General features: G+C 70.5%; 19 protein-coding genes and 1 pseudogene. 10 read left to right on the plus strand and 10 right to left on the minus strand.

Features of this window, described 5'->3' with window-relative positions; genetic code table 11:
- Position 1 precedes the first annotated feature (1 nt).
- Genes ACF1B9_RS06605 through ACF1B9_RS06630 form a run of 6 tightly spaced genes read left to right on the plus strand, consistent with a single transcriptional unit; the run spans position 2 to position 8,226 of the window.
- Entirely contained in the window at positions 2-1,981 is a 1,980-nt protein-coding gene (locus ACF1B9_RS06605; RefSeq protein WP_391739437.1) for a hypothetical protein, read from the plus strand.
- A gap of 2 nt (positions 1,982-1,983) precedes the next feature.
- A complete protein-coding gene (locus ACF1B9_RS06610) occupies positions 1,984-2,586 on the plus strand; it encodes a DUF624 domain-containing protein (RefSeq protein ID WP_391739438.1) in 603 nt (200 codons plus the stop codon).
- On the plus strand, positions 2,583-3,662 hold the full coding sequence (locus ACF1B9_RS06615; protein ID WP_391739439.1) for a DUF1565 domain-containing protein: 1,080 nt from the start codon (positions 2,583-2,585) through the stop codon (positions 3,660-3,662). The genes ACF1B9_RS06610 and ACF1B9_RS06615 overlap by 4 nt, the downstream gene beginning before the upstream one ends.
- Complete coding sequence (locus tag ACF1B9_RS06620; protein WP_391739440.1) at positions 3,659-4,810, plus strand: SGNH/GDSL hydrolase family protein; 1,152 nt, start codon at positions 3,659-3,661, stop codon at positions 4,808-4,810. Before ACF1B9_RS06615 ends, ACF1B9_RS06620 begins: the two co-directional genes overlap by 4 nt.
- 10 nt (positions 4,811-4,820) lie before the next feature.
- Positions 4,821-7,247, plus strand: coding sequence for a polysaccharide lyase 8 family protein (locus ACF1B9_RS06625; RefSeq protein WP_391739441.1), 2,427 nt, complete (start codon positions 4,821-4,823; stop codon positions 7,245-7,247).
- 4 nt (positions 7,248-7,251) lie between these two features.
- Positions 7,252-8,226, plus strand: coding sequence for an acetylxylan esterase (locus ACF1B9_RS06630; RefSeq protein ID WP_391739442.1), 975 nt, complete (start codon positions 7,252-7,254; stop codon positions 8,224-8,226).
- A 114-nt stretch (positions 8,227-8,340) separates the two neighbouring features.
- On the opposite strand, the gene ACF1B9_RS06635 is transcribed toward ACF1B9_RS06630, so the two are convergent.
- Genes ACF1B9_RS06635 through ACF1B9_RS06645 form a run of 3 tightly spaced genes read right to left on the minus strand, consistent with a single transcriptional unit; the run spans position 8,341 to position 13,099 of the window.
- Positions 8,341-9,885 (minus strand): phytoene desaturase family protein, encoded by a 1,545-nt coding sequence (locus ACF1B9_RS06635; protein ID WP_391739443.1) that lies wholly within the window; start codon positions 9,883-9,885, stop codon positions 8,341-8,343.
- A gap of 22 nt (positions 9,886-9,907) precedes the next feature.
- A complete protein-coding gene (locus ACF1B9_RS06640; RefSeq protein ID WP_391739444.1) occupies positions 9,908-12,184 on the minus strand; it encodes a tetratricopeptide repeat protein in 2,277 nt (758 codons plus the stop codon).
- Positions 12,185-12,211: 27 nt separating this feature from the next.
- Positions 12,212-13,099 carry an oxygenase MpaB family protein gene (locus tag ACF1B9_RS06645; RefSeq protein WP_391739749.1) on the minus strand — a complete coding sequence of 296 codons (888 nt, stop codon included), beginning with the start codon at positions 13,097-13,099 and terminating at the stop codon, positions 12,212-12,214.
- A 173-nt stretch (positions 13,100-13,272) separates the two neighbouring features.
- Here ACF1B9_RS06645 and ACF1B9_RS06650 point away from each other — a divergent pair.
- Positions 13,273-13,510: pseudogene (locus ACF1B9_RS06650) on the plus strand (formate dehydrogenase); the annotation flags it as partial.
- A 28-nt stretch (positions 13,511-13,538) separates the two neighbouring features.
- Here ACF1B9_RS06650 and ACF1B9_RS06655 read toward each other — a convergent pair.
- The 4 genes from ACF1B9_RS06655 to ACF1B9_RS06670 all read right to left on the minus strand — a co-directional run bounded on the left by ACF1B9_RS06655 (position 13,539) and on the right by ACF1B9_RS06670 (position 19,002).
- Positions 13,539-16,073: an ATP-dependent Clp protease ATP-binding subunit gene (locus ACF1B9_RS06655; protein WP_391739445.1), complete on the minus strand. Its 2,535-nt coding sequence runs from the start codon at positions 16,071-16,073 to the stop codon at positions 13,539-13,541.
- Positions 16,074-16,293: 220 nt separating this feature from the next.
- Positions 16,294-17,472, minus strand: a complete 1,179-nt coding sequence (locus ACF1B9_RS06660; RefSeq protein ID WP_391739446.1) for an acyl-CoA dehydrogenase family protein — start codon at positions 17,470-17,472, stop codon at positions 16,294-16,296.
- Between the two features lie 102 nt (positions 17,473-17,574).
- Positions 17,575-18,732 (minus strand): methyltransferase, encoded by a 1,158-nt coding sequence (locus ACF1B9_RS06665; RefSeq protein WP_391739447.1) that lies wholly within the window; start codon positions 18,730-18,732, stop codon positions 17,575-17,577.
- Positions 18,733-18,801: 69 nt separating this feature from the next.
- Entirely contained in the window at positions 18,802-19,002 is a 201-nt protein-coding gene (locus ACF1B9_RS06670; RefSeq protein ID WP_114242806.1) for a hypothetical protein, read from the minus strand.
- Positions 19,003-19,252: 250 nt separating this feature from the next.
- Here ACF1B9_RS06670 and ACF1B9_RS06675 point away from each other — a divergent pair, with 250 nt between their 5' ends.
- Positions 19,253-20,077, plus strand: a complete 825-nt coding sequence (locus ACF1B9_RS06675) for an endonuclease I family protein (protein ID WP_391739448.1) — start codon at positions 19,253-19,255, stop codon at positions 20,075-20,077.
- Between the two features lie 169 nt (positions 20,078-20,246).
- On the opposite strand, the gene ACF1B9_RS06680 is transcribed toward ACF1B9_RS06675, so the two are convergent.
- A complete protein-coding gene (locus ACF1B9_RS06680) occupies positions 20,247-20,813 on the minus strand; it encodes a hypothetical protein (protein WP_391739449.1) in 567 nt (188 codons plus the stop codon).
- Positions 20,814-20,919: 106 nt separating this feature from the next.
- Complete coding sequence (locus ACF1B9_RS06685; protein ID WP_391739450.1) at positions 20,920-21,414, minus strand: DUF1269 domain-containing protein; 495 nt, start codon at positions 21,412-21,414, stop codon at positions 20,920-20,922.
- Positions 21,415-21,542: 128 nt separating this feature from the next.
- On the opposite strand from ACF1B9_RS06685, the gene ACF1B9_RS06690 reads away from it, so the two are divergent.
- The gene (locus ACF1B9_RS06690) at positions 21,543-22,658 is read left to right on the plus strand and encodes a chemotaxis protein (protein WP_391739451.1); all 1,116 of its coding nucleotides are present in this window, start codon (positions 21,543-21,545) and stop codon (positions 22,656-22,658) included.
- Positions 22,659-22,810: 152 nt separating this feature from the next.
- Positions 22,811-23,137: a plasmid stabilization protein gene (locus ACF1B9_RS06695; RefSeq protein WP_391739452.1), complete on the plus strand. Its 327-nt coding sequence runs from the start codon at positions 22,811-22,813 to the stop codon at positions 23,135-23,137.
- Positions 23,138-23,164: 27 nt separating this feature from the next.
- On the opposite strand, the gene ACF1B9_RS06700 is transcribed toward ACF1B9_RS06695, so the two are convergent.
- Positions 23,165-25,552, minus strand: coding sequence for a phosphoketolase (locus tag ACF1B9_RS06700; RefSeq protein WP_391739453.1), 2,388 nt, complete (start codon positions 25,550-25,552; stop codon positions 23,165-23,167).
- Position 25,553: the final 1 nt, after the last annotated feature.

Below are 25,553 nucleotides of genomic sequence, written 5' to 3' on the forward strand. Positions count from 1 at the left end.
CTTGTTGCTCTCGGCGACCCCGCCGCCCGGCCCGCGCCCCGCACAGGAGGCGCGGCTGTACGAGGAGGCCGCCCGCCACCGCGGGCTGACCCCGCCCCGTACGCACCCCCTGGCCAGCATCACCTGGCTGGGCCCCGCCGCCTCCAACCCGGCGCTGGCCCACCGGATCGGCGGGGACCCGGCCCATCTGGCGGAGAGCCGACGCTGGATCGAGGCCGCGGTGCGGCTGCCGCACTGGGGCAAGGCCCATATGCCCGACCACGACCTGGACGCGGGCTGGCTGCTGCACCATCTGTCGCTCGCCTACCGGTGGATCGGCGACGTCCTCCCGGACGGGGTGCGGGCACTGCTGCGGTACAAGCTGCTGCTCCAGGGGCGGCGGATGTACGAGTACGCGGTGGCGAGCGAGGGCGGCTGGTGGTCGTCCTCGTACTGGCAGAACCACAACTGGATCTGTTACGCGGGCCTGGCCACGGCCGGCTACGTGCTGGGCAAGGAGGAGTGGACCGAGCGCGCCAAGGACAACCTCGGCACGGTCCTCGACCTGATGCCCGAGGACGGTTCGCACGCCGAGGGTGTCGTGTACTGGCGCTACGGTGTGCCCTTCCTCGCCATCCATCTGGATCTCCTCCAGGAGGCGGAGGGCATCGACTGGTGGGCACGGGGCGGTTTCCTCTCCCGCACGTTCCACTTCCGGTTGCACCAGATGGCGCCCGGTTTCGCGTTCAACGTCGACCACGGCGACTGCCACGACCGGCGCAGCGGGCACAGCGCCGCCCTGTACTACCGTCTCGCCTCCCAGTACGACATCCCGGAAGCCCAGTGGATGGGTGATCTCGCCTCGGGTGAACTGCTGTGGCAGGAGGCCGCGGAGAGCGGTGTGCGGCCGGGGATTCTGCCGGAGGCGTATCTCGAACACCTCTGGTACGACCCGTCCGTGCCGAGTGCCCGGCCCACGGAGACCAGGGCGTTCTTCCCGGATCTCGGACTGCTGGCGGCCCGTACCGGATGGGACGACGACGCCACGCTCGTCTCGTTCAAGGCGAGCCCCGGCGGCGGCCACAAGGCGTGGGAGACATCGGCGAAGCATCGGGCCGAGCGCGGCTGGGAAACCCTCAACCAGGGGCATCACCACCCCGATTCGGGCTCGTTCGTCCTGGTCTCGCAGGGTGGGTTCCTCGCGGTCGACGAGGGCTACAGCAACCGCAAACGCGCCGCGCACCACAATCTGCTGCTCGTGGACGGACAGGGGTACGCGGACGAGGACCGCTACCACGTCTACAAGGGCATTCCCTACGAGCAGCAGGCCCGGCAGCGAGATGTGCTCGCCACCCCCGACTGCGGCTGGGCGCATGCCACGGCGGAGATCGCCGCGATGTACGACCCCGGGCTCGGGGTGCGGCGGCTGGATCGGACTCTGGTGTTCACGCCGTCGGGGCGGCTCGTACTGCTGGACCTGGCGGAGGCGGACACGGAACGGGAGTGGACGTTCCTGCTTCAGACCGACCGGCCGACCGAGCCGCAGCCGGACGGCAGCCGGCTGATCCGGTCCGGGGCGGCCTCGGCGCTGGTGCGGCGGTTCGCACCGCTCCACGCCTCGGTCGTCTCCGAGGCCACGGAGGTCGAGGCCAATCCTACGTCCAGCACGCCGGAGCTGCACCTCACCCGCACGCTGCACACACTGCGTGCGACGACCGCGCGGTCTTCGCACGGCCTCTTCCTCACGGCGATCGTCCCGGGCGCCGAACCCGCCCTGGCGGACAGGATCGTGTGTGCGCAGGGCCAGGGCGTGGCCTTCGACGAGGAGACCGTGCTCCTCTCCCCCGTCGCCCGTCGCATCCGTACCGCCGCCGTCTCGGCCGACGCGGCGGCGGTGCTGCTCGGCGGCGACGGCCCGTATGTGGTGGCGGCCACCCGGCTGGAGCTGGACGGCCGCGTGCTGCTCGATGTCCCGGAGCCGTACACAGGAAAGGTCGGCTGACGATGCAGGCAACCCTCTCGTCCGGTTGGCCGACGCTGCTGCGACGGCTGGAGTTCGTGGCCTACCCGGCCGCCGCCGGAGCCGCGTTCACCCTGCTGTCGCTCGGTGTCGTGACCTGGCTGCCCGCGCTCGCCGCGATGGGGCACGCCCTGCAGCGGTGGCGGGCGGAGGGTGACAGCCGTTGCTTCACCAACGCGTTCGGCGCCTTCCCGCAGTACTGGCGGGCCCTGTGGCGGCACTGCCTGGCGTCCACCGCGGCGGGGATCGTCCTGACCGCCAATATCGTCCATCTGCTGGTCCGTTCGGAGCCGTGGACGTTCGTGCTGCTCGCCGCGCAGGTGGGCATCGCGGCTGCTCTGGTCATCCATCATGTGGCGCTCGCGGCCGAGGCGGGCCGGTCGCCGCACGGGACGGTCCGCACCTGGTCGCGCGGCGCGCTGGCCCTCGGCTTCGGGTCCGCGGCCCGTGGCACCGCACTGCTCGGCGCGGTGATCTCCGCCGCGCTGCTCTCTCTCGTCGTACCGCTGGGTCCCGTGCTCCTCGGTCCCAGCGTCCCCGTACTGCTCGCTCTGTCCTTCGCCGACCCCAGGAGGCACACCCCATGAGCCGTGTACTGCGCACCACTCTCGTCGCCGCGCTCGCCGTCGGCGCCCCGCTGGCCTTCCCTCCGGCGTCCGGGGCCGCCGAAGCCGCCACCGCGTACTACGTGTCGCCGTCCGGCAGCGACTCCAATGCCGGTACGTCGGCGGGTGCCCCGCTCGCCACGATCCAGAAAGCGGTCGACCTGGCGCCGACGGGCTCGGTGGTGAATCTCGCCGCCGGCACGTACAGGCAGGACGTCGTGACCAAGCGCGCCGGAGTCACCATCACCGGCCCGTCGAAAGCCGTGGTGAAGGGGGCCGGCGACGCCCGGATCATTCAGGTGCAGCACGACTCGACGACGCTCAGCGGTTTCACCGTGGACGGGCTGCACGGGTCGTCCACCGATGTGTCGGGGTACCGCCTCAAACTCATCTATGTCATGAGCACAACTCCCGGCAATGGTGTGGGCGGTCTGCGGATCACCGGAATGACGCTGAAGAACGCCGCCGACGAATGCCTGCGGGTGCGCTATCTGGTGACCGGCGCCGACATCTCCGACAACACGATCACCAACTGCGGGGTCAACGACTTCAAGTTCGGCGGTGGCGGCAAGAACGGCGAGGGCATCTACCTCGGCACGGCCCCCGAGCAGCAGGGGGCGAACGGCGCCCCGGACGCGGCCCCCGACATCAGCAAGAACAACCGCATCCATCACAACACCATCGCCACCCAGGGCAATGAATGCGTCGATGTGAAGGAGAACTCGACCAACAACTACGTCGAGTACAACGACTGCAGCGGTCAGAAGGACTCCAGCTCCGGCGGGCTGGACGCACGCGGCAGCGGCAACATCTTCCGCTACAACACCGTTCACGACAACGTCGGCGCGGGCATCCGGCTCGGCGGCGACACCGCGACCGACGGCATCGACACCAGTGTCTACGGCAACACCATCACCGGTAACGCGGGCGGCGGCATCAAGTTCATGCGCACCCCGCAGGGTCCGGTGTGCACCAACACGATGAGCGGCAACACCGGTGGCGACGCGGTCGGCACCTACGGCAGCGAGTACACGCCGACCGGTGCGTGCCCCAAGTGAGCGGCCGGGGACCCGCGAGACGCGGGGTACTGACAGCGGCGGCCGGGCTGGCGGCGGTCGCCGCGACGGCGCCGGGTGCGCAGGCCGCCCAGGCGTCGAACAGCGGCACGGGCCGGTCGCGCTGGACGACGTCCTGGGCGACCGCGCAGACCGCGCCGACCGCCACCGACACGGTGGCGAGCGCCGGTCTGACCGACGGCACGTTCACCGCCGACGTACGGCTGTCGGCGGGCGGCACGGTCCGGCTGCGCTACGGGCACGCCTTCGGTACGGTTCCGGTCCTGATCGGCCCTGTGACGGCGGGCGGCCGGCCGGTGACGTTCGGCGGGCGAGCGCAGGCGTGGATCGCCGCGGGCGCCTCGCTGACCAGCGACCCGGTGGCCGGCCTGCGCACCTCCGAGGCGGCACGGCTGACGGTGGAGACGCGGCTCCCCGGACCCACCGGGCCGCTGTCCTTCCACCGCAACACCCACGCCTCGCACACCGTCGACGGCGTGCGCACCACCTCGGTGTTCCTGCTGACGGGGGTCGAGGTGACGGGCGCGTACGGGCCGGTGGTCGCGGTGCTGGGCGATTCCATAACGGAGGGCGTCGGCACACCGGACGACGCCGATCTGCGCTGGCCCGACCAACTGGCCAGGCGGCTGCCCGGTTCGGCCGTCGCCAATCTCGGCATCAGCGGCAATCGGGTCCTGCTGGACGACGCCCGGTTCGGGCCGAGCGGGCAGGCGCGCTTCGACCGCGACGTGCTGTCCCTTCCCGGGCTGCGGACCGTACTCGTCCATCTCGGCGTCAACGACCTCCAGCAGCCGCCGAGCCAGACCGACCCGGCGCGTGTACTGGCCGGGTACCGGCAGCTGGTGCTGCGCGCACGCAACACCGGGCTGCGGACGGTCGGCGCGACCGTCACGCCGTTCGAGGGCTGGACCCGCTGGACACCGGAACTGGAAGCGGTACGGCAGCAGATCAACGCGGCGCTGCGGACCGGGCGGGTCTTCGACGCCGTGGCCGACTTCGACGCGGCACTGCGCGACCCGGACCGTCCGTCCCGGATGCTGCCGTCGTACGACAGCGGCGACGGACTGCATCCCAACCCCGCCGGTCATGCCGCGTTGGCCGCGGCCGTGGACCGCCGACACCTTCTGTGAGGGCCGCATCATGAACCCAGGCACCGACACTCCGGGAACCACCCGGCGCACCGTTCTCGCCGGGGCGGCGGCGCTCGGCGCTTCCGCCGCCCTGCCGTTCACACTCGCCGCGGCCACCGCGCACGCGGCTGCCGACGACACCGTCGTCGATGACGCCGCCTCCCTGCGCACCCGCTGGCACACCCTGCTCACCGGCGGCCCGGGGCTCGACCTGACGGACCCACGGATCGCCGCGGCCGTGGCCAGGATCGGCAAGGCCGCCACGACCTCGGCGAAGGGCCTCGACCCGACCCGTACCGACGGGCTGTTCCCCGATCTGACCAGCACCACGCTCTCCAACCACGTCACGACATCGTTCAAGCGGCTCGCCACGGTCGCGACCGCGTGGGCCGTGCCCGGCACGCCGCAGTACGAGGACACCACACTGCGCGATCTGCTGCTGGCCGGCCTCGACTGGATGCTGACGAACCGCTACGGCACCGACCACACCCGGTTCGACAACGACTGGGACTGGGAGATCGGCTCCGCGCTCGCCCTCAACGACGCGGCCGTGCTGCTGTACGACGTGCTCGGGACGGAGCGGCTGGACCGGATCACCACGGCCGTACGGCACTACACGCCCGACCCGAACCTCTGGCGGGCCGACCGGCAGATCGCCACCGGCGCCAACCGGGTGTGGATCTCCACCGTCGTCGCCGTCAACGCCGTCCTCACCGGCAACGGCGACGATCTGGCGCGCGTCCGTGACGCTCTTTCGGATGTCGAGGGTTCCGGTGCCAACAGCGTCCTCGCCTTCAACGACGTCAGCACGGCTGCGGAGGGCACCGGCGAGGGCTTCTACTCCGACGGATCGTTCCTCCAGCACTACAAGCACCCATACAACGGCGGGTACGGCAAGGAGCTGCTGAACAACCTCTCCCGGCTGCTGAACCTCCTCGCCGGTACGGCGTGGACGGTCACCGACCCCGATCTCGACAACGTCCGTTCCTGGGTCGACGACGGTTTCGACCCGCTGCTGGCCCGCGGCGACGTGATGGCGTCGGTGTGCGGGCGCGAGATCGCCCGCCCCAGCAAACAGGGGCACGTCTCGGCGCAGACGGTCATCGAGGCGGTGGTACGGCTGATCCCGAGCTTCCCCGGCGAGACGGCCGACCGGTTCACCGCCCTGGTCAAGCAGTGGATCGCCGAGGACACCTACCGGGACTTCCTCGCCGTCACCGACCTCGCCTCGCTCGTCGCCGCCCAGCGGGTCATCGCCTCCCCCGTCGCCGCGCGCGGTCCCCTGGTGGCGCACAAGCAGCATCCCCGGATGGACAAGGCGGCCCACCACCGGCCGTCCTTCGCACTCGGCATCTCCGCGTACTCGTCCCGGATCTACAACTACGAGTCGATCCAGAACGAGAACCTGCATGCCTGGCACCTCTCCGACGGCATGGTCCTCCTCTACACCGACGACCTCGGGCACTACAGCGAGGACTACTGGCCGACCGTCGACCCGACCCGGCTGCCCGGCACCACCGTCATCGCCGGACGACCCGCGGACGCGGCGGGTCAGCGCACCACCAGCACGGCCGACTGGGCCGGCGGCACCACGCTGCCGGGCACGACGCTCGGGGCGTACGGCATGGAGCTGCGCGCGTACGGAAGTGCGCTGCACGGGCTGAAGAGCTGGTTCTGCCTGGACGACGTGATCGCGTGCGTCGGCTCGGGCATCACCTCGGACGCGGGCACGGCAGAGACGGTCGTGGAGAACCGCAAGCTCCGCGACCCGAAGGCGGCCCTCCTCGTCAACGGCACGGCCGCGCCCACGGACACCGGCTGGTCGGACCGGCTCGACCGGGTGCGGTGGCTGCATGTCGCCGGCACCGGCGGCTACGTCTTCCCCGAGCCCGCCCCGCTGCACGGTCTGCGCGAGGCCCGCACCGCCACCTGGCGCGAGATCAACCTCAAGTACGGCACGGACACCCCGGTCACCCGCCCGTATCTGACGCTGTGGCAGGACCACGGCGCCGCACCGAGCGGGGCCGGCTACTTCTGGCTGCAGGCCCCGGCGGCCTCCGCCGAGCGTACGAAGCAGTGGTCGTCCGCGCCCCCGGTCAAGCCGATCGCACGCTCCACCGCCGTGCACGCGGTACGGCGCTGCGCGGACGGACTGGTCGCCGCGAACTTCTGGACCGCGGGCACGGCGCAGGACCTGACGTCGGACGGCCCCGCCTCGGTGCTCGTACGACCGGACGGAAAGACGGTGCAGGTGTCGCTGTCGGACCCGACGCAACTGCGCTCATCGGTGGTCCTGGACCTGGCACAGCGCGGTCTGACCGTCGTCCGGGCCGACCCGGGCGTGAGCGTCGCCCCCACCACCGACGGCATCAGGATCAGCGCCGACACCGCCGGACGCCACGGCGTCACCCTCAACCTCACCCTGAAGAGGAGCTAGACCCTTGCTGTTCGACATGGATCTGGACCGGCTGCGCGACTACCGGCCGGAACCGGAGGAGCCGGCCGACTTCGACGCCTTCTGGGAGAAGACCCTCACCGAGACGGCCCGCCACCCGCTGGACGCCGGCTTCGTCCCGTACGACGCCGGTTTCGCGACGGTCGATGTGTTCGACGTGACCTTCCGGGGCTGGGGAGGACAGCCGGTGAAGGCCTGGCTGCTGCTGCCGAAGGCGCGCTCGGGCCCGCTGCCCGCCGTGGTGCAGTACATCGGGTACAACGGCGGCCGGGGCATCCCGTACTCCCGGCTGACCTGGAGCGCGCTGGGGTACGCACACCTGGTGATGGACAACCGGGGCCAGGGCGGCGGTGGCAAGAACACCGCGGACACCCCGGACATCGGCCCGGACGGGCACGGCTCGTCCTCCCCCGGCTTCCTGACCCGCGGCATCGAGGACCCGTACCGCCACTACTACCGGCGGCTGATCACGGACGCCGTGCGGGCGGTGGACGCCGCGAAGGCCCATCAAGCGGTGGACGCCTCACGAGTGGCGGTGCTCGGGGGCAGCCAGGGCGGCGGGCTGGCGCTGGCCGTCGCCGGGCTGCGGGACGACATAGCGGCGGCCGTCGCCGATGTGCCGTTCCTCTGCCACTACCGGCGTGCCTCGCAGATCACCGACGCAGGACCGTATGCGGAGATCGCCCGCTGGCTGTCCGGGCACCGCTTCCGGATCGACGAGGCGATGGAGACCCTGTCCTATTTCGACGGGGTCAACTTCGCGGCACGGGCGACCGCCCCGGCGTGGTTCTCGGTCGGTCTGATGGACCGGATCTGCCCCTCGTCCACGGTGTTCGCCGCGTATCACCGTTACGCGGGTCCAGCCGAGATCGAGGTGTTCACGTACAACGGGCACGAGGGCGGTGCGGAATACGACCTGCCGCGCAAGCGCGACGCATTGAGAGGCGTCTTCGGCCGCTAAGGGTTGTCCCCGTAATCCCTTGCGCCCGCCAGGGATTACAGGACAGCCCTTAGTGCTGTGGCCGGAAGGGGTGCCGGGAAGCAACCTTTCCGGTCACCACACCAGCGATGAAGGTCACCGGCCCAGCGCCGCCATCGCGGCATTGTGGCCGGGGACCCCGCTGACCCCGCCGCCGCGGACCGCACCCGCCCCGCACAGCAACACGTTGGCGTGCGCCGTCTCCACCCCCCACCGCCCGGTGGATCCGGTGGCGTACGGGAACGCGAGGTCCCGGTGGAAGATGTGACCGCCGGGCAGCCGCAGGTCGTGTTCGAGGTCGAGCGGGGTCTTCGCCTCGATGCAGGGCTCACCGTTCTCGTCGCGTGCCAGGCAGTCGGCGACCGGCTCGTCCAGATGCGCGTCGAGTTCGGCGAGCGTGGCTGTCAGCAGCTCGGCGCGCGTCGCCGCGTTGTCGGCGGCGAAGAGCCGGGCGGGGGTGTGCAGGCCGAAGAGGGTGAGGGTCTGGTAGCCGCGCGCGGCGAGGCCGGGTCCGAGGATCGACGGGTCGGTCAGTGAGTGGCAGTAGATCTCGGACGGCGGGGCGGTGGGAAGCCGGCCCGCCGCCGCGTCCCGGTAGGCGTCGGCGAGCTGCGCGTATCCCTCGGCGATGTGGGACGTCCCGGCGAAGGCCTCGCGCGGGTCGACGGAGCGGTCACGCAGTCGGGGCAGCCGGGTGAGCAGCATGTTCACCTTCAGCTGCGCGCCCTCGGCCGGGGTGGGCGGCTCGTCGCCGAGGAGAGCGGCGAGCGCTTGCGGGGAGGCGTTGACGAGGACCCGGCGGGCCGCGACGACTTGTTCCGCCCCGGGTGAGCGGACGGTGATCTCGGCCCGTGTTCCGTCGGTTTCGATACGGGTCGCCTCGTGCCGTACGCGGATCTCTGCCCCGGCCTCGCGGGCGGCCCGTGATAGGGCGTCGGTGAGTGCGCCCATGCCGCCGACCGGGACGTCCCAGTCTCCGGTGCCACCGCCGATGACGTGGTAGAGGAAGCAGCGGTTCTGGAGCAGGGACGGGTCGTGCGCGTCGGCGAAGGTACCGATCAGGGCGTCGGTCAGCACGACTCCGCGCACGAGGTCGTCATGGAAGTTCTCCTCGACGGCGACGCCGATGGGCTCCTCGAAGAGTGTGCGCCAGGCTTCCTGGTCGCCGATCCGCTCGCGCAGGGCGTCGCGGGTGGGCAGGGGTTCGGTGAGCGTCGGGAAGGCCCGTTCGGCGACGCGCCGCGTCATGCCGTAGAAACGCTGCCAGGCCTCGTACTCCCGGTCCGATCCGGTGAGCGCGGCGAAGGAGTCCCGGGTGCGGTCCCCGCCGACGAGCAGTCCGGTGGCACGGCCGCCGCGCACGGTCGGGGTGTAGGAGGAGACGGTCCGCTTCCGTACGGCGAAGTCCAGGCCGAGATCGCGGACGATCTTCCGTGGCAGCAGGGACACCAGGTACGAGTAGCGCGACAGACGGGCGTCGACCCCGTCGAAGGGGCGGGTGGAGACGGCCGCTCCTCCCGTGGTGCCGAGGCGTTCCAGGACCAGGACGGATTGTCCGGCGCGGGCGAGGTAGGCGGCGGCGACCAGACCGTTGTGGCCGCCGCCCACGATCACTGCGTCATAGCTGTCGGGTGCGGGCATGGCCCTTCGTAACACGGGAGGATCACGCCTGACCAGAGGTGGTGGTGTCCGGTCCGGGCAGCGACGCCTCCCGGCCGCGGCGCAGCGCCGCTACCCGGCGGTACAGCTCGACGGCCTCCGGTCCCCTGCCGAGCTGTTCCAGACAGTGCGCCTCGTCGTTGCGGGCGGCCAAGGTGTCGGGGTGGTCGGCGCCGAGTACGCGCTCGCGTGCCTCGGGGACCTGGCGGTAGACGGTGAGGGCCTCGGCCCAGCGTCCGAGCCAGCCGAGGCCGACGGCGACCTCACGATGGCTGACGAGGGTGTCGAGGTGGTCGGGGCCGAGGACGCGTGACCGGATCTCGCACACGTCGCGTGCCTCGGCGAGTGCCTCCTCCCAGCGGGCGAGACGCCCCAGATTGACGCCGAGGCCGTGGCGGGCGCGGAGGGTCTCGGGGTCGGCGGGGCCGCCCACCCTGGTCCGGTCCTCGACGAGCGCGCGGTAAAGCTCCAGTGCCTCCGCGCTGCGCCCCAGGCGGCCGAGGCTGATGCCGACCTCGTAGCGGGCGGACAGGGTATCGGGGTGGTCGGCGCCGAGCGACCGGGACCGGGCCCGCGCGACCTCCCGGTAGGTCTGCAGGGCCTCCGTCCAGCGGCCGAGCCGGCCGAGGGTGTAGGCCACTTCGTAGAGCGTGACCAGGGTGTCGGGGTGGTCGGCACCGAGCAGTCGGGTGCGGGCCGATGCCACGTCGCTGGCCATCCTGTACGAGTCCTCCAGGCGGCCGAGCCTGCTGAGGTTGAAGGCGAGGTTGTGGCGGCAGCGCAGGGTGTCGGGGTGGTCGGGACCCATGGACCGTTCCCGGGAGGCGAGGACGGTCGCGTACACCTGATGCGCTTCGAAATGGCGGCCGAGCCGGTCGAGGACGTACGCCGTCTCCTGGCGGGCGGCGAGGGTCTCCGGGTGGTCGGGGCCCAGGACGTGTTCACGGCCCCGGGTCACGCGGCCGAACTCCCGCAGGGCGTCGGAGGCTCGCCCGGTGCGGCTGAGGGTGAAGGCGACCTCGTACCGGCTGGAAAGCGTGTCGGGGTGGTCGGGGCCGAGGGCGTACTCGCGTTCGGCGGCGACCGCTCGGTGCACCTCGCCGGCCTCCTCCCAGTGGCCGAGCCGGCCGAGGTGCAGGCCCGCGCTGTGCCGGTTGGCGAGGGTGGAGAGGAGTTCCGGCGACGGGGTCGGCCGCTCGGCCCCGGGCACCGGCAGTTCTCCGGTCCGGCGCCGCAGGTCGGTGCCGGTGGTCCACTCGCCGGTGAGGCCCGCGGAATGGTCGGGCAGCTCGAGTCCGCGGTGGGCGCCGGACGCCTTGTGTCCGCCGGTCATGCCGCGGGTCCAGGCCGGCAGCTGCTGTCCCGGACGCGTGACGGGCACGGGCGGCGCGAGCCGCACCTGTCCCGTGGACGGGAGCTGCGGCTGCTCGCCGGTACGGCCGACGGCGATCCGCTGCCGCAGGTCGCTCGCGTCGACGGGCCGTTCCTCGGGAGCCTTGGCCAGCAGTTCCAGGACCACGCGGTCGAAGAATCCGGGGAGTTCCGCGCGGTGGGTGCGCAGTGGCTCGGGCGGGGTGTCGCGGTGTCCGACGAGGACGGCCCAGGCGTCTTCGAGGTCGAACGGTGGTGCCCCGGTGGCGATCTCGTACAGGACGCAGCCCAGTGAGTAGAGGTCGCTGCGGTGGTCGACATGGCCGCCGCTGATCTGCTCGGGCGACATGTAGTGCGGGGTGCCCATGGCGATGCCCGTACCGGTTAGCCGGGAGGTGAAGCCGATGTCGTGGCCGAGCCTGGCGATGCCGAAGTCGCAGATCTTCACCGTTCCGTCGGTGAGCCTCATGATGTTGGCGGGTTTGAGGTCGCGGTGCACGATGCCCTGCCGGTGGGTGTAGCCGAGGGCGTCGGCGACCTGTTCGGCGATGTCCACGATATCGGAGACCGGCAGCGGATGCTGTTTGTTGTCGTCCAGCAGCTGGCTGAGGTTTCGGCCGTCGAGGAGTTCCATCACCAGATAGAGGACACCCTCGTACTCGCCGAAGTCATGGACGACCGTGACGCCGCGGTGCTGCAGCGCTGCTGCGACGCGGGCCTCGCGGCGGAAGCGTTCACGCAGGACGCGGGTGAAGGACTGGTCGTGCTGGGGGCCCATCGGCTTGAGGCATTTGACGGCCACGTGACGGCCGAGCGACTCGTCGCGGGCGCGCCACACCTCGCCCATGCCGCCGCGCCCGATCAGATCGAGCAGTCGGTACCGGCTCTGGATCAGCCTGGTGTCCGCCATCGCCTGCTGTCGCCCCCGTCGGTCCGCCTACCCCTTTGCCCTCCCCGGCCCGTCCAGTATGGCGGCCTGGCTTCGCAGTTTGTACGGGGTGGGGCGGCTGGCGGGACCGAGCCGGGCCATCGCGTTCGGAATGTGACCGGGCGGGAGTCGCCAGCGGAGCCGGGAGGGAATGCAACGCAGCGCCGTTCCGGTGGTGCGCAGGCGGCGGTCGACGGTGTGCACGGGCCCGACGGGTCTGCCGTAGAGCTCATGGGCGTACGGGGGCAGTGACTGGTAGGCGAGTGCCGCGACGCGCCGCCACAGCAGTGCGCGCGCAGGTACGAGCAGTGGGTGGATCGGTGGCCTGCGCAGAAAATCATCGACGTCCAACGCCTCCGGGGAAGCGGCGAGTTGCGGCCGCACCCTTTCGAAGTAGGCGGCGAGCTGTGCGGTGGTGGCCGGTGCGTCGGCGGGGTCGAGGCCGACGAGACGGGCGCTGTGACGGTGCTCGTCGATGTAGCGGTCGGCCTGGGCGTCCGTGAGCGGGAAGCCGGAGCGGCGTTCGACCTGGAGGTAGGAGTCCACCTCGGCGCAGTGCACCCAGAGCAGCAGTTCGGGCTCGTCGACACCGTACGTCTGCCCGGTCGCCGGGTCGGTGACCTTGAGGAGCCGGTGGATCCTGCGCACCCGGGTCCCGGCCTTCTCGGCTGCCTCGGTGGTGCCGTAGGTGATCGTTCCGACGAAGCCGGCCGTACGCATCAGCCGTCCCCAGGCGTCCTTGCGGAAGTCGGAGTTCTGCATGACACCGCGCACGGCGCGTGGGTGCAGTGCCTGCAGATAGAGCGCACGCACCCCGGCGACCCACATCATCGGGTCGCCGTGCATCTGCCAGGTGACGGAATCGGGCCCGAAGAGCCCGGGGTCGGCGTCCACCATGTCGCCCGTACCTCCCACCGTCCGCACGACGACCGACAACCTTCTCCCATCGAACCGGAGTTCACCCTCGATGGTATCGCGGCCCCCAGCGCCGCCGCGGCACACGATTCCCGCCGTACCACGGGTCCCTGGCTGCGGGACAAGCCGCCACCTCGCGCCGGAACGCGACCCGGACCAAGGGGACCGCCGACTTCGAGGACCGGGAAACCGCCGACGCGCTGTTCATCCTGGGGTCAACGCCGCCTCCAACGCGCCCGGATGCTCATCGCCCTCGCCGAGGCACACCACCGCGGCGCGCAGATCGTGCACGTCGATCCGCTCGTCGAGGCGGCCGCCACCCGCACCACCGTCCCGCACGACCTCGTGGACATGGCCCTCTTCAGGACAACCCGGACCGGCACCCTGAACCTGTACCCCGCATCGGCTCCGCGTACGACCCTCAGGCCGCGCCGGTACTGGCCGGCTCCTCGCGGTCCGTACGGCCTTCGGAGTGGTCGTTGCGCACCGTGCAGTGGAGCGAGTTGTCGCGCACATCGGCAACGATCGTGTCTCCCGGCCCGGCCTCGCCGCTGAGCAGCAGGGAGGCGAGACGGTTGTCGAGCTCCGTCTGGATCGTGCGGCGCAACGGACGGGCACCGAACTCCGGCTGGTAGCCGTGAGCGACCAGCAGCTTCTTCGCCGCTTCGGTGACCTCCAGCGTCATGCCCTGCGCGTGGACACGTTGCTTGCTCCGGCCCAGGAGGTGCTCGACGATCTCCGACAGGTCCTCCTCGGTGAGACTGTGGAAGACGATGATGTCGTCGATGCGGTTGAGGAACTCGGGCAGGAACCGTCCCCGCAGGTCCTCCATCAGTACGTCCTTGAGCTCGGCCGCGTCGCCCTTGTGGGCGAGGATGCGATGGGCACCGATGTTGGACGTCATGATGACGACGCAGTGGCGGAAGTCGACTGTGCGGCCCTGTCCGTCCGTGAGACGACCGTCGTCGAGGATCTGGAGCAGCGTGTTGAAGACGTCAGGATGTGCCTTCTCCACCTCGTCGAACAGCACCACGCTGTACGGGTGGCGCCGAACCTTCTCGGTGAGCTGGCCGGCCTCTTCGTAGCCGATGTATCCGGGGGGCGCTCCGACGAGCCGGGCGACGGTGTGCCTCTCCTGGAACTCGCTCATGTCGAACCGGATCATGCGGTTCTCGTCGCCGAACAGCAACTCGGCCAGAGTTTTGGCGAGTTCGGTCTTGCCGACACCTGTCGGCCCCAGGAAGAGGAAAGAACCGACAGGGCGGTTGGGGTCCCCCATGCCCGCTCGATTCCGGCGCACGGCTTCGGACACCGCTATGACCGCCTCGTTCTGGCCGACGATCCTGGCGTGCATCTCCTCTTCGAGCTTGAGGAGTCTCTCCTTCTCGCCGGCGGTGAGCTGGGAGACCGGAATCCCCGTGCGGCGGGAGACGATGTCGGCGATGTCGGCGGCCGTGACCGAGACGACGCCTTCCCGGCGCTCCTCGATTCCCGCGAGCTCGCCCTCCACCTCGACGATCTGCCGCTTCAGTTCGGAGGCCTTCTCGAACTCCTCGCCGGCGACTGCCTGGTCCTTCTCCCGCCGCAGTTTCGCGAGGCGGTCCTCGCGGCTGACGACCGCGGTGGAACGGCTGGCACTGCGCAGTCGCACACGGGCGCCCGCCTGGTCCATCAGGTCGATGGCCTTGTCGGGCAGGAACCGGTCGCCGATGTAGCGGTCGGAGAGTTCCGCCGCTGCCGCCAGGGCCCCGTCGGCGAAGCGGACCTGGTGGTGGGCCTCGTACGCGTCCCGCAGCCCTTCGAGGATCTGGACCGTCTCCTCGACCGTCGGTTCCGGGATCAGGACGGGTTGGAAGCGACGTTCGAGAGCGGCGTCCTTCTCGACGTGCTTGCGGTACTCGTCGATCGTCGTCGCTCCCACCACGTGCAGTTCGCCGCGTGCGAGCGCGGGCTTGAGCATGTTGCCCGCGTCCATGGAGCCCTCACCGGTCGCACCCGCGCCGACGACGGTGTGCAGTTCGTCGATGAAGAGGATGATGTCGCCGCTCGCCTCCTGGACGTCCTCGATGACCTTCTTCAGGCGCTCCTCGAACTGTCCGCGGTACTGCGCGCCGGCCACCATGCCGGAGAGGTCCAGGGCGACGACCCTCTTGTCCTTCAGTGTGTCGGGCACTTCGCCCGCCACGATGCGCTGGGCCAGTCCCTCCACGATGGCGGTCTTCCCCACACCGGGCTCGCCGATGAGCACGGGGTTGTTCTTGGAGCGCCGCGAGAGGATCTCGACGGTCTGCTCGATCTCGTCCGCCCGGCCCACCACCGGATCGAGCTTTCCGGCCTTCGCCTCCTCGGTCAGGTCCCTGCCGAACTCGTCCAGGGTCGTGGACGGCTGCTTCGCGGCAGCGGGAGCAGCGCCCGACGCGCGGTTCGCCTGTTCCGTCAGGCCGCGCAGCTTCTGGACGTCCAGGTCCTCCGCACGCAGGAAACGGGCGGCACCGGATTCGGGGTCGCCGAGGAGCGCGCCGAGGATGTGCTCGGGGCCGATGTACGACACCCCTGCCGCCTGCGAATCGGCGTAGGCGGCGGCCAGGGTGCGCTTCGCCGCCGGCGTGAGTCCCGGCTCCGCGGAGGGTGCGCCGGACTCCCGGGGGAGCACTTCGGCGATCTGGGCCGCGAGCGCCTCGGGGTCCACTCCCACCTGGGACAGCAGCCTTCGTGCGGGATCGACCTGTGTGGCCGCCCACAAGAGGTGCTCCGTGTCGAGGTCGGCCGTTCCGTCCTCGGCCGCTTTTCGCGTGGCCGTGTTGAGGAGTTCGTGCGACGACTCGGTCAGGAGCCGACCGATGGGTACGCGCTGCACGGCTGGGGGCGACGTTCCGGGCGACATCCCGAAGAATCGATTCAGCAGATCGCTGAACGGATCGGCCGAACCGAAGGGTGAACCGAACGCCATCGACATGTCAGCTCCTGAAGCGCGAGGGGGTCCCTCACACTCAAACTCGATGTCCACCGCTCCGCAAACGGAATGGCACCGCGCTGTCGGCACGGCCCGGCGGGCGGGAAGCTTCGGCAGGAGCCCCTCACCGGGACGGCGCAGACGTTCGGTCAACGGTGAAACCGGAGTGCGGTCCGTCGACGACGGCACGGGCCGGACTCAGCCTGTTGCCCGTCACAGCCGCTCACCGCCGTACACGTGGCATCCCCAGCCCGATCCACGAAATGATCTCCCGCTGGATCTCGTTGTTTCCGCCGCCGAAGGTGAAGATGACGGCCGACCTGTAGCCGCGTTCGAGTTCGCCGTGGAGCACGGTGCCCGCCGACCCCTCCTTCAGCGGTCCCGCCGAGCCGACGACCTGCATCAGCCAGGCATAGGCGTCGCGGCGTGCCTCCGAGCCGTAGACCTTGACGGCGGAGGCGTCCTGCGGGGTGAGGGTTCCGTTCTGGACCGCGGACACCATCTGCCAGTTGAGGAGTTTCATGGCGTCGAGCCTGGTGTGGGTACGGGCGAGGAGCGCGCGGACCCAGCCGAGGTCGATGACGCGGCGGCCGTCGGCCAGCTTCGTGTCCGCCGCCCAGCGCTGGACGTCATGGAGGGCGCGGATGGCCATGGTGCCATGGGCGGCGAGGGTGACGCGTTCATGGTTGAGCTGGTTGGTGATGAGGCGCCAGCCCTTGTTCTGGGCGCCGACGCGGTGGGAGACGGGGACACGGACGTTCTCGTAGTAGCTGGCGGTGGTGTCGTGCGAGGCGAGGGTGTTGATCAGGGTGCAGGAGTAGCCGGGGTCCGTGGTCGGGACGAGCAGCATGGTGATGCCCTTGTGCGGCGGGGCGTCGATGTCGGTGCGTACTGCGAGCCAGACCCAGTCGGCGGTGTCTCCGTTGGTCGTCCAGATCTTCTGCCCGTTCACGACGTAGTCGTCGCCGTCGCGCACGGCGCGGGTCTTGAGCGCGGCGAGGTCGGTGCCCGCGTCGGGTTCGCTGTAGCCGATCGCGAAGTCGATCTCGCCCGACAGGATCTTCGGCAGGAAGTACGCCTTCTGCTCGTCGGTGCCGAACTGCATGATCGTGGGACCGACGGTGTTGAGGGCCATCAGCGGCAGCGGTACGCCCGCCTGGGCGGCCTCGTCGAAGAAGATGAACTGTTCCATCGGCGACAGGCCCCGGCCGCCGTACTCCTCGGGCCAGCCCACGCCGAGCCAGCCGTCGGTGCCCAGGCGTCGGATCGTCTCCCGGTAGAAGTTCTTCTGGGCGGCGGGGTCGGCGTAGCGCGCGTAGGCGTTGTCGGGGACCAGTCCGGCGAAGTACGTACGCAGCTCGGCGCGCAACTGCTGCTGTTCAGGCGTGTATTCGAGGTGCACGGCCCCTCCAGGAGTCTCGCGTTCGCGTCGCCCGTGTGCGGCGGCGCACACAGTAGAACGTGTTGCAAGAATCCGGAAGGGCCACAACGCCCCGGGCGGACGTCAGCGCTTGACGGCGCGCAGCACGACGAACTTCGGGTCACCCGCGACCGTGGCGCAGTTGCCGAAGATGCGGCGCAGCTGGGTGTGGTAGCCGAGGTGCCGGTTGCCGACGACCCACAGCTCACCGCCCGGCCGCAGCGCGGTACGCGCCCCGTGGAACATGGTGCGGGCCGTCGCGTCGGTGGTGGCCTGGTGGGAGTGGAACGGCGGATTGTTGAGCACCAGGTCGACACCGGCGGGCGGCAGCCGCGTCAGCCCGTCGCCGACCACGAAGTCGGCCTTGGCGTCCGGACCGGTGTTGGCCCGGAAGGTCTCCTCGGCGGAGGCCACCGCCTGGTACGACTCGTCGATGAAGGTCACCGTCGCTTCGGGGTTGGCGAGCGCCGCGGACAGCCCGACGACGCCGTTCCCGCAGCCGAGGTCGACGACCCGGTCGGGGCCGCTGCGCTCGGGGAGATGACCGAGGAAGAAACGGGTGCCGATGTCCAGGCGCTCGGCGCAGAAGATCCCGGCGTGATTGGTGACCGTCCGGCCGGAGACCGGGCCGACATCTTCGGGCAGGTCGTAGCGGTGCGGCCAGGGGCTGGGCGTACGGGGCAGACCCGGGTCCGGAGTACAGAAGATCAGACGGGCCTTCTTGACCGCCAGGGAGGTGCGGGTCGGGCCGATGATCCGCTCGAAGAGCCTGAGGGTGGAGGTGTGGATCTCCTTGACCATGCCGGTGCCGATGACCACGGTGCCCGCGTGGACGGCCGGCGCGAGCCGGTGCAGCTGGTCCTCCAGGAGCGCGAGGCTCTTCGGTACGCGTACCAGCAGGACGTCGACACGGTCCGGCGGCGTGTCCCTGACCGACAGGAGGCGTACCGAATCAGCGGCCGCACCGTTGCGGTCCAGGTTCGCCAGGGTCGCGCGCTGCGCCAGGTAGGAGTCGGTGATCTGTACGGGACGATGCGCGGCCAGAACGGTGCTCAGGGCGCCCCAGCGGTCGCCCACCACGACCACGGAGCCGGTCAGGTCCACCGGATCCGACTCCTCGGTCCCCTCCAGCCGCCGCAGCAGGTACTCATCGGCAGCGTCCCAGGCACGGAAGGGGTCGCGCGGGTCCTCGGGGAAGCGGGCGAGGTCGTACCCGGCCCCTGACGTCGTCAAACGGTTCATTGTTCACCCAGGCTAGCCGAGCCGCGGGGAGCACCCACACACTCCCCGCGCCGGTCACCGGGTCACACGTCAGGGCAGCGCCTTGTCGATCGCCGACCGCCCCTCCCGGGCGAGCCTGCGCTCGGCCCACTGAAGATTCTTCGGAGTGAGGTCACGCCCGGAGGCGAGGACCAGGTCCTCTGCAGACGGATTGTCGCTCCCGCCGGTGTGCAAGAGGCTGTCCGGGGTCACTCCCCGAGCTGCGGATACGGATTCGGGCTCGTCGCTCATGCCGCCTCCTCGTCCTTTCGGTCATTCTCGCCCCGCGTCCGGCCCGCCGCATCCGAGGGCCCCGCACCGCTCCCGGCGTCGCACAGAGACCTGTCACTTGACCTGCACATGATAAGTACACGGCGTTCACACCATGGTCACGGTGCGTGTGGAAGGCTCCCGCTGACCCAGTACCACACGACCACCGCGGCACCGCCTCCCACCTCGCGGCGGCGTCGTGGTGCCCGCATTTTCGGAGAGGACACCCCACATGTCCCGTCGTCACGTTCCATACCGGCGCCCCCTGCTGGCGACCCTCGCCGCGTTCGCGGTACTCGCCGGCACCGCCGCCGCCGCACCGGCCGCCACACCCCAGGCCACACCGGTCGCAGCGACACCGCTCCGCGCTCTCGACGACACGTACTACCAGGACGCGGTCGGCAAATCCGGAACCGCGCTCAAGAGCGCGCTGCACACGATCATCAGCAGCCAGACCAAGATCTCCTACAGCCAGGTCTGGGACGCCCTCAAGAACACGGACGAGGACCCTGCCAACCCCTCGAACGTGGTGCTCCTCTACTCCGGACGCTCCACTCCCAAGAGCAACAACGGCGGCTCGGTCGGCCAGTGGAACCGCGAGCACGTCTGGGCCAAGTCCCACGGCGACTTCGGCACCGCCACCGGCCCCGGCACGGACATCCACCACCTGCGCCCGGAGGACGTCACCGTCAACTCCATACGCGGCAACAAGGACTTCGACAACGGCGGCAGCGCGGTCAGCGGCGCACCGGGCAACTACACCGACAGCGACTCCTTCGAACCGCGCGACGCGGTCAAGGGCGACGTGGCCCGCATGATCCTCTACATGGCGGTGCGCTACGAGGGCGACGACGCCTTCCCCGACCTCGAACCCAACGACAAGGTGTCCAACGGTTCCGCGCCGAACATCGGCCGCCTCTCGGTACTGAAGGCGTGGAGCCAGGAGGACCCGCCGGACAGCTTCGAGAAGCGGCGCAACGACGTCATATTCAACCAGTACCAGCACAACCGGAACCCGTTCATCGACCACCCGGAGTGGGTCGCGTCCATCTGGTAGACGGGCCGGGCCAACCCCTTCGCCGCCCCGGCCGGCCGTGCCGCTCGCGCACCGGGCCGCGGCCTCTTCATGGGAGGCGGGGCGCCGAAGGCCGCCCACGCCGTCCTGCTCCCCGATACCGGGGAGTGGGACGGGTGGGCGGAGAGCAAGTCATCTCCGGACCCGGCCGTCAGCTGCGCTCGGCCTGGGCGATCCGGGGAAACGTCTTGACGCCGGCCGCCTTGCGGCTGTTCGCGTGCTCGCTGACGGTCCGGCCGGGCGGAACGTCCGCCAAACCGAGCACGACCGTGTCGAGCACCTTCCCGGACGCATCGACGAACTCCACCTTGACGGCGTAGAAGGCGGCCTTGTCCGTCCGGTTGGTGACCCGGACGAGGGCACTGCGGAACTGCTCGGACTTCTCGACCGCCAGCCCCGTCACGGAGACGTCCCGGACCGCGTTGCCCGTCCCCCGGACGCCTTCGAGCTGTTTGACGGCCTTCTGCCGGTTGCGCTCGGCAGCCGCGGAGACCGAGGCGGCGAACTCCCGCTGGGAGCGCTGACTGGCGCTGCTGGAGGGGGTCGGGGAGGGTTCCGGGGACATCGTGCGGGTGCTCCTGGCCGTGCCCGGCGAAGTGGTGCTGGAGCCGCCGCAGGCGGCGGTACCTGAGATGGTCACCGCGGCCAGCGCGGCGAGGGCCAGGCTACGGGCTGCGCGGCCGCCGGGGGCGTGCCGCAGGGGTCTGGTCGCAATCACGGACGCTCCGTCTGCTCGTAAGGACTTGGGTCTGCTCGTAAGGACTTGGGAGGTGGGGGTCTGGGCAAGCGCAATGCGGAGGCCCGGGTCGCCGGGCCCCGGACGGTCAAGCCGCGTCCTCGCCGAAGATCTCGCGCAGTCGCCCCTCGCTCCGCGTGTCCAGGTTGCTGTGCAGCAGTTCGGCGCCTCCATCGGGCAGCGCCGCGCTGATCCGGTCGGGCACCTCGTTCATGGTCAGCAGGAAGAGGGCCGAAGTCCCGGGCGTCACCTTCTCCTTGACCTCCGCGATGAAGTCGTCGTCGATGCCGACATCGGCCAGCTTGCCGCCCAGCGCCCCGGCTGCCGCGCCTATCGCGGCACCCAGCAGCGGCATCAGGAAGATCAGGCCGAAGAGCATCCCCCAGAACGTGCCGCTCAGCGCCCCGGCACCGACGAGGTTGATCATCTGCTTGGTCCTGGGCTTGGACCGATCGGCGGGCCAGCTCACCACGGCCGCGTCGAGGATCTTGATCAGCCCCTCCTTCTGGAGGGACTTGAGTGTCGCCTCCACGCGGTCGGCGCCCTCGGCCGACGGGAACTTCCACACGGTGAGTGTGGACATGGTGCACCTCCTGTGACCACTGGCAGACAACTCGCTCATATTAGGTTCAAAAGGTATGAATTGACTCGTCGAAAGCACCCGCTCCACTCGGGAGCGGACAAGCGGAGCCAAGCACCTGGGAGAGAACGATGGATGCGGATGCCCTGACCGCCGGCCTGTTGAAGGAGCTGCGGGCGGCCAAGCCCTATCCAGCCCTGTCCCTGACCATGCCGACGCACCGCCGCGCTCCGGACAACGCCCAGGACGCCGTGCGGCTGCGCAACCTGGTGGCCGAGGCCGGCAACCGGCTGGAGGCGGACCCGGCGGTCACCCGCGAGGCCCGGAGCGCCGTCCAGGAACAGCTCGACCGGGCGGTCGCTGAGGTGGACCCCCGCCGAGCCCTGGACTCCCTGGTGCTCCTCGTCACCGCCGACGAGCACCACGTCTGGCAACTCCCCCGCACCGCGCCCGATCGGGTGGTGCTCAGCGACACCTATCTGACCCGGAATCTGGTCGCCGCGAAGGCTCAGGCCCAGCCGTTCTGGGCGCTCACCGTCTCCGCCGAGCACGCCTCACTGTGGAGCGGCACGGCGGACGTCGTGCACGAGGAGGAGACCGGCGGGTTCCCGCTGACGGCACCGCGGGAGGCGCCCGACCCGCAGCGCGAGGAGCGGATCGGAGACACTCCGAGCACCTTCAGCAACGAGGAGACGCGCACCTTCCTGCGTACCGTCGACGAGAAACTGCGCGCGGTGCTGGCCGCCGACCCCCGCCCGTTGTATCTGGTCGGCCTCGCTCCCGCGCTCGCCCTCCTGGACGAGGTCGGGGAGAGCGCCGGGGCGGCCGTGGGCCGCGTCACCAAGGGCGTACCGGCCGACATGACGCCGAGCGGCCTGCTCAAGGAGCTGCGGCCCGCGCTCGACCATCGTCAGCAGAGGTTCTCGGCGGAGATCGACGGCACGCTGGACGAGGCGCGCGGTCGCCGCGCGTTCGCCGGTGGTCTCGACGAGGTGTGGGCCGCGGCACGGCAGGGCCGCGCAGGACTGGTCGCCGTGGAGGAACACTTCCAGCAGACCGTGCGGGTGAGCGACGAGCACCTCGAACCCGTGAGCGGTGAAGCCGCGGACCTCACGGACAGCTCGGTCCGCGAGGACATCGTGGACGAGCTCGTCGAGACAGCCCTGGACAACGGCGCCGATGTGGTCTTCCTCGCGAACGGATCGCTGGCGGAGCACGGGGGGATCGCGGCGGCCCTGCGTTACTGAGCGGGCCGAGACCACACGCCGCACGCCCCGTCCGCCACCGCGACAGGCGTGCGGGCCCCAGGGACCGCTGGGAGACTGGAGAGGGCCCCGATCGCGTCCCGGCACAAGCCTTCGGGCCCCGGGAGAAGTCCTGACGAGAGGAGTGACCGACCATGCCACGTGGATCCAATGCCAAACGGGAACGGCAGTACGAACACATCAAGGAGAGCGCGCAGGAGCGAGGGGTCAGCGAGGACCGGGCGGAGGAGATCGCGGCCCGTACGGTCAACAAGGAGCGTGCCCGCGCCGGCGAGTCGAGGACCGCGAGCCGTACCTCCGTCGAGGACATGTCGTCCTCACGGCGCGGCGGTCTGCGCTCCCACAGCGGAGCCGGTGGACCGACCCGCGACCAGCTCTACGAAGAGGCGAAGAAGAAGAACGTCCACGGACGCTCGAACATGACGAAGGCCCAGCTCGCGCGCGCGGTCGGCCGCGGCTGAGCCCAGCCTGTCAGGACCGGGGCGGCGTCAGCCGCTCCAGGTCCAGCCGGCCACCTCGGGCAGGTCCGTGCCGTGTTCACGGATCCAGGCATGGTGGCGGGTGCGGACATCCGCCATCGCCTGGCGCACCGTCGCGGCACGGACGCCCAGGCCGGGCACCCGGTCGATGACATCCATGACCAGTCGGTAGCGGTCCAGATCGTTGCGGACCACCATGTCGAAGGGCGTGGTGGTGGTGCCCTCCTCCTTGTAGCCCCGCACATGCAGATGGGCATGACCCGCCCGTCGGTAGGCCAGGCGATGGATCAGCCACGGGTAACCGTGGTACGCGAAGATCACCGGGGAGTTCCTGGTGAACACCGCGTCGTACTCGGGGTCCGGCATTCCGTGCGGGTGCGCCCGTCGGGGCAGCAGCCGCGTCATGTCGACGACATTGACCACCCGTACCGCCAGTTCCGGCAGATGCCTGCGGAGCAGATCGGCTGCGGCCAGCGTCTCCAGCGTGGGCACGTCACCGGCGCAGGCGAGCACCACGTCGGGTTCGCGGTTGCCGTCCTCCGTGCCCGCCCACTCCCAGACACCGACGCCGCGGGCGCAGTGCGCGCGGGCCTCGTCGAGGGTCAGCCAGTCGAAGCTCGGCTGTTTGCCGGCCACGACCACGTTGACGTGGTCGCGGCTGCGCAGCACATGGTCGGCGACGGAGAGCAGGGTGTTGGCGTCCGGCGGCAGATACACGCGGACGACTTCGGGGCTCTTGTTGAGGACGTGGTCGACGAATCCGGGGTCCTGATGGGAGAACCCGTTGTGGTCCTGACGCCAGACGTGCGAGGTGAGCAGGTAGTTGAGCGACGCGATGGGGCGGCGCCAGGCCAGCCGGCGGGAGGTCCTGAGCCACTTGATGTGCTGGTTGACCATCGAGTCGACGATGTGCGCGAACGCCTCGTAGCAGGAGAACAGACCGTGCCGGCCGGTGAGGAGATATCCCTCCAGCCAGCCCTGGCACATGTGCTCGGAGAGGACCTCCATGACGCGTCCGTCGCGGGAGAGGTGCTCGTCGGTGGGCAGGGTCCGCTCCTGCCACGCCTTGCCGGTGGCCTCGTAGAGGGCGTCGAGCCGGTTCGAGGCGGTTTCGTCGGGGCCCACGACCCGGAAGTCGCGGCGCTCGGCGGTGGCGGCCATGACGGCCTCCAGCAGGCCGCCCAGCACCCGGGTCGGCTCATGCAGCACGGTCCCGGGCTTGGCGACCTCGACCGCGTGGTCCTCCAGCGGGGGGATGGGCAGATCCCGCAGGAGCAGACCGCCGTTGGCATAGGGGCTCGCGCCGAGCCGGGCCGCGCCCTCGGGCACGCAGGCAAGCACCTGCGGGCAGGGGCGGCCCGCCGTGTCGAAGAGTTCGTCCGGCCGGTAGGAGCGCATCCACGCCTCCAACTGCCGCAGATGGTCGGGGCTGTCCCGGACACCGGGCAGCGGGACCTGGTGGGCCCGCCAGGTTCCTTCGACGGGCACGCCGTCGACCTCGGCCGGGCCGGTCCAGCCCTTGGGGGTGCGCAGCACGATCATCGGCCAGTGCGGGCGCCCGGTGGTACCGCCGGTCCGGGCCGCGGCCTGGAGTTCCCGGACGTGATCGACGGCGCGGTCCATCGCGGCGGCCATCGCGCGGTGGACGGTGAGGGGGTCGTCGCCACCGACGTACAGGGGGTCGTGCCCGTAACCGCGCAGCAGGGCGTCGAGTTCCGGCTCCGGGAGACGGGCGAGCACCGTCGGGTTGGCGATCTTGTAGCCGTTGAGATGAAGGATCGGGAGGACGGCTCCGTCGTGCACCGGGTCGAGGAACTTGTTGGAGTGCCAGGACGCGGCGAGCGGCCCGGTCTCGGCCTCGCCGTCGCCGATGACACAGGTGACGAGCAGGTCCGGGTGGTCGAGAGCGGCACCGTAGGCATGGGTGAGGGCGTAGCCGAGTTCGCCGCCCTCGTGGATGGAGCCCGGGGTCTCCGGCGCCACATGGCTGGGTACCCCGCCGGGGAAGGAGAACTGCCTGAACAGCAGCCCCATCCCGTGGGCGTCCCGGCCGACATCGGGGTACGTCTCCGAATAGCTTCCCTCCAGCCAGGAGTTGGCGAGGACCGCGGGTCCGCCGTGTCCGGGACCCCAGACGCACAGCCCGTCGATACCGCGTGCCTTGATGACGCGGTTGAGATGGGTGTGGACCAGATTGAGGCCGGGCGAGGTGCCCCAGTGGCCGAGCAGGCGGGGCTTGATGTGCTCCCGGGCGAGCGGCTCGCTCAGGAGCGGGTTGGCCATGAGATAGATCTGCCCGACGGTCAGGTAGTTCGCGGCCCGCCAGTAGGCGTCGAGTGCGGCGATCTCTTCGTCGGAGGGGCCGGGCGTCGCCGGCGGATGGGCGGCGTGGCTCATG

It is taken from the genome of Streptomyces sp. NPDC014727 (genome assembly GCF_043083485.1).
Classification (GTDB): Bacteria; Actinomycetota; Actinomycetes; order Streptomycetales; family Streptomycetaceae; genus Streptomyces.

Excerpts from the sequence above, each read along its gene's own strand:
- ACF1B9_RS06610 (WP_391739438.1), top strand. The coding sequence starts at position 1,984 with ATGCAGGCAACCCTCTCGTCCGGTTGGCCGACGCTGCTGCGACGGCTG.
- ACF1B9_RS06615 (WP_391739439.1), top strand. The coding sequence starts at position 2,583 with ATGAGCCGTGTACTGCGCACCACTCTCGTCGCCGCGCTCGCCGTCGGC.
- ACF1B9_RS06625 (WP_391739441.1), top strand. The coding sequence starts at position 4,821 with ATGAACCCAGGCACCGACACTCCGGGAACCACCCGGCGCACCGTTCTC.
- ACF1B9_RS06635 (WP_391739443.1), bottom strand. The coding sequence starts at position 9,885 with ATGCCCGCACCCGACAGCTATGACGCAGTGATCGTGGGCGGCGGCCAC.
- ACF1B9_RS06640 (WP_391739444.1), bottom strand. The coding sequence starts at position 12,184 with ATGGCGGACACCAGGCTGATCCAGAGCCGGTACCGACTGCTCGATCTG.
- ACF1B9_RS06645 (WP_391739749.1), bottom strand. The coding sequence starts at position 13,099 with ATGGTGGACGCCGACCCCGGGCTCTTCGGGCCCGATTCCGTCACCTGG.
- ACF1B9_RS06655 (WP_391739445.1), bottom strand. The coding sequence starts at position 16,073 with ATGTCGATGGCGTTCGGTTCACCCTTCGGTTCGGCCGATCCGTTCAGC.
- ACF1B9_RS06665 (WP_391739447.1), bottom strand. The coding sequence starts at position 18,732 with ATGAACCGTTTGACGACGTCAGGGGCCGGGTACGACCTCGCCCGCTTC.
- ACF1B9_RS06670 (WP_114242806.1), bottom strand. The coding sequence starts at position 19,002 with ATGAGCGACGAGCCCGAATCCGTATCCGCAGCTCGGGGAGTGACCCCG.
- ACF1B9_RS06675 (WP_391739448.1), top strand. The coding sequence starts at position 19,253 with ATGTCCCGTCGTCACGTTCCATACCGGCGCCCCCTGCTGGCGACCCTC.
- ACF1B9_RS06685 (WP_391739450.1), bottom strand. The coding sequence starts at position 21,414 with ATGTCCACACTCACCGTGTGGAAGTTCCCGTCGGCCGAGGGCGCCGAC.
- ACF1B9_RS06690 (WP_391739451.1), top strand. The coding sequence starts at position 21,543 with ATGGATGCGGATGCCCTGACCGCCGGCCTGTTGAAGGAGCTGCGGGCG.
- ACF1B9_RS06695 (WP_391739452.1), top strand. The coding sequence starts at position 22,811 with ATGCCACGTGGATCCAATGCCAAACGGGAACGGCAGTACGAACACATC.
- ACF1B9_RS06700 (WP_391739453.1), bottom strand. The coding sequence starts at position 25,552 with ATGAGCCACGCCGCCCATCCGCCGGCGACGCCCGGCCCCTCCGACGAA.